The following is a 2802-nucleotide window of genomic DNA, read 5'->3' as shown; positions in this document are numbered from 1 at the left end:
TCCTATACAAGTATTGGCACAAAGAATACGCCTATAACTCTTAGAAGTCTTTTTATTTTACGTATCCAAAAAATTGTTATGGGCGGAGCTCAAAAGGAGAAGGCTCCACAAGAAGATAATCTAGAGTTCTACCTCGAGAGGCTTCGAAAGGCAGAGAATGAAAACAGTCTCTTGTTGATACTGCTGGTTATCCTAGTTTTACCTGTGGTTTTTCTAGGCTTTATTGGTGCTCTTTTATACGTGTTCATAATAATTGGTCTTGTTATCCTGATAGGAAAGGAGAGGTCGCCTTGGATTTACCAAGAGACAATAACTGTGAAGAATGCTGGCAGAGAGTGGAGGAAAATAGCCGAGGATGTTCCAAGGCTTTTTCAAAGATATACCCTGCAAAATATTGCATGGAACATTTCCGGTAACAAGCTTACCATCAATCTGAATTTAGAAACAAGTGTAATTGAGCATTCTCAATATGGCTCCTATGCAAGAAGCGTGAACTTGGGTCCCTTTACGGTTGAAGCACTCTTTGAGGACAAAAATGGCGACTTGGTTGTACAGATCAGATACCATGGCAAGCCACCAGTGATGAGGGGTAGCATAGCGGCCGAGGTATACGAAAAGATTATTATGGCGTTTAGGCTCGCTGTAGAAGACGCTTCTGCCCAGCTAAAGTCCCAGTCAAAGAACATATCAGATTTCGCCCAGCTGGCTGAGCTTCTCGCCTCGAAAGGAATCGTTGTAGCAGAGGTACGGTGCCCCTATTGCGGCGCAAGCATCGAGCTACCAAAGGAGGGAGACACAGTAAAGTGTCCCTATTGCGGAGCAACACTAAAAGTAATCGATGTCTATAAGGTCTTGCTGGAAATATTTAGAGAAGAGGCTAGCCAAGAATCCAACTAACCCAAGTAAAAACAGGACGCTAAGTCTCGGAGAGATTATACAGAATAACATTTAACTTTTAGGGACTAACCACCCGTCGCCTTTTGGAGTGGTATTGCGGCAGTTTCTTTTTCTGTCTTTTCCTTGAGGAACTCTTCGATGACCGTATCTATGTTGGCGGTTTTACGCTCGACATATGAGATAAACGAATTCAAGAAAAACCTCAGAGGTGCGTAGCGTAGCCCCTCGAAATAGAACTTTGACATGATATCCCTTGCCCAGTACAAGTCATGTTGCAGGCAGGCCTTCATAACTTCGATGTGCTCACGGGTAATCGATTCGCGCCTAAACTTATCGATGTTCTTCAAGGCGCCCATTGGCACGAAAAACATTGGAACAATAAGGCTCCTATAGCTCTTCAATTCGTCGATGAGCTCGGCTGTCTTTAAGACGTCGTCGGGAGTTTCTTCCGGCAGTCCAAGAATAACCGTAGCTGCGGGGATCACATGGTTGTCATGCATGATTGCAAAGGCATCTTTTACTATTTCGGGCCACTCCTCGGCCTTGTAAGGTGAAGCCTTTGCAGGCATAATCTTTTTAGCAAGGTTGACGCTTCCAGTCTCTATTCCCACTTCTACGCCTAACATTTTCTGTCTTTCTGAAATCATTTCCATGAGCGTCGAGATTAGCTTATAGTTTTCCTCAGAATACTTTATGGCCGAAAGACTCGCATGCGCCCAAGCAATCGTCCCAGGAATCTTTTTTAAAACCTCTTGATGCAGCTTGATTAAGGGCTCTGGGCGTGGTTTCACCCCGTCAGCCCCATACAGCAAAACGTCCTCGCTGTGAAGCACCACATTTTTAATGCCAGCCTTCAGGTTAACTTCTATTTCCTGGAGAATCTTTTCTATGGGAATAAATCTAAGCGGCCTGAGTGTCACGCTACAGAACCTGCATCCCCTTGGACAGCCACGCATTATCTCGACAAGCCCATTAACACTTGCACCTTTAATTGTGGGTATCTCCTCGATTCTTGGGGCTTCTCGTGGAGATACATATACATATCTTGGTAGCTCTTCGCCCCTAAGAGCCTTTTCAACAAGCTCGACTACAACCCTTTCACCCTCACCATCCACAACTGTGTCTACTCCCCACTTCTCCCACAAACCAAGCTCCCACAGCCACTGCCAAGCCGCTGGACCCCCGGCAATAATTTTTACGCCCCTTTTCTTGGCTTCTCTAACAACGGGAGATTCCATAAGTCTTATGAAGCTCCTCCTGTTAACAGGCTCCTGGCCTGTTATAAGCCACCACTCGCTACTCGGCGGGCCGTAGGCAAAGTAGTCGTGATGACTTAACAGCAATACTTTCATTGTGTCTAGATGCTTGCCTAGGTGGTCGGGGTCAACTATGGCCGCGTTGTAGCCCGCGTCCTGTAGCTTGGCCTCTATTTTTCGAAGGCCATACGGCGCAATTAAGGGCCTACCCAGCTTGTCAACCTTCGGCTTGGGGCAACAAGCCCATAGCCACAACTGCTCTGGTACTCCTATAGCTGGACCGGTAGCCATGAAACCGATAAATTCTTTGCCGTGATGGTCGCTCATCATTGTTCTGTCCGTTGTTAAAACCACCTCGAACATTCCTTATTCACCCCTCGAGACTAGATGTTTTACCCAACTCTAACAACTCGTAGCCTGTCTCCAGCGATTCCGGGCAACTCAAATATATTTCGAGACCTATCGATATATTGTTGCTTATAAACTCGGCCAGTTTTCCCAACATTTCGATTCCCCCCTCATCACACAGGTAGATAACTAGGTCTGCAGGGTGATTGCTTGCAATAAACCGCATCAATGATTTGTATACCGTCTTAGGGTCTGCATTGTGGAGACCCTTCAAAACCAGAGTTGCACGATTCATTTTGCT

The 2802-nt window shown here is 46.0% G+C and carries 2 protein-coding genes and 1 pseudogene; 1 reads left to right on the top strand and 2 read right to left on the bottom strand.

Translation table 11 applies throughout. The annotated features are described in order from the left end of the window. Nucleotides 1-897: pseudogene (locus QXT17_RS09990) on the top strand (hypothetical protein); the annotation flags it as partial. A 65-nt stretch (nt 898-962) separates the two neighbouring features. Here the strand turns inward: QXT17_RS09990 and QXT17_RS09985 are convergent. Together QXT17_RS09985 and QXT17_RS09980 are read right to left on the bottom strand one after the other, a co-directional pair. After that, complete coding sequence (locus QXT17_RS09985; RefSeq protein WP_052885553.1) at nt 963-2516, bottom strand: radical SAM protein; 1554 nt, start codon at nt 2514-2516, stop codon at nt 963-965. Between the two features lie 7 nt (nt 2517-2523). Further along, nucleotides 2524-2802 (bottom strand): hypothetical protein (locus QXT17_RS09980; RefSeq protein WP_342815864.1); only part of this gene is annotated, 279 nt, incomplete at its 5' end.

The sequence above is a fragment of the Thermofilum sp. genome (assembly GCF_038871435.1).
In the GTDB taxonomy this organism is placed as follows: domain Archaea; phylum Thermoproteota; class Thermoprotei; order Thermofilales; family Thermofilaceae; genus Thermofilum; species Thermofilum adornatum.
Note: the sequence above shows the minus strand (reverse complement) of the source record. Positions and strands in the feature narration are given on the sequence as shown.

Bases quoted from the DNA above. Each gene is read 5' to 3' on its own strand.
- QXT17_RS09985 (WP_052885553.1), bottom strand. From the start codon at position 2,516: ATGTTCGAGGTGGTTTTAACAACGGACAGAACAATGATGAGCGACCAT.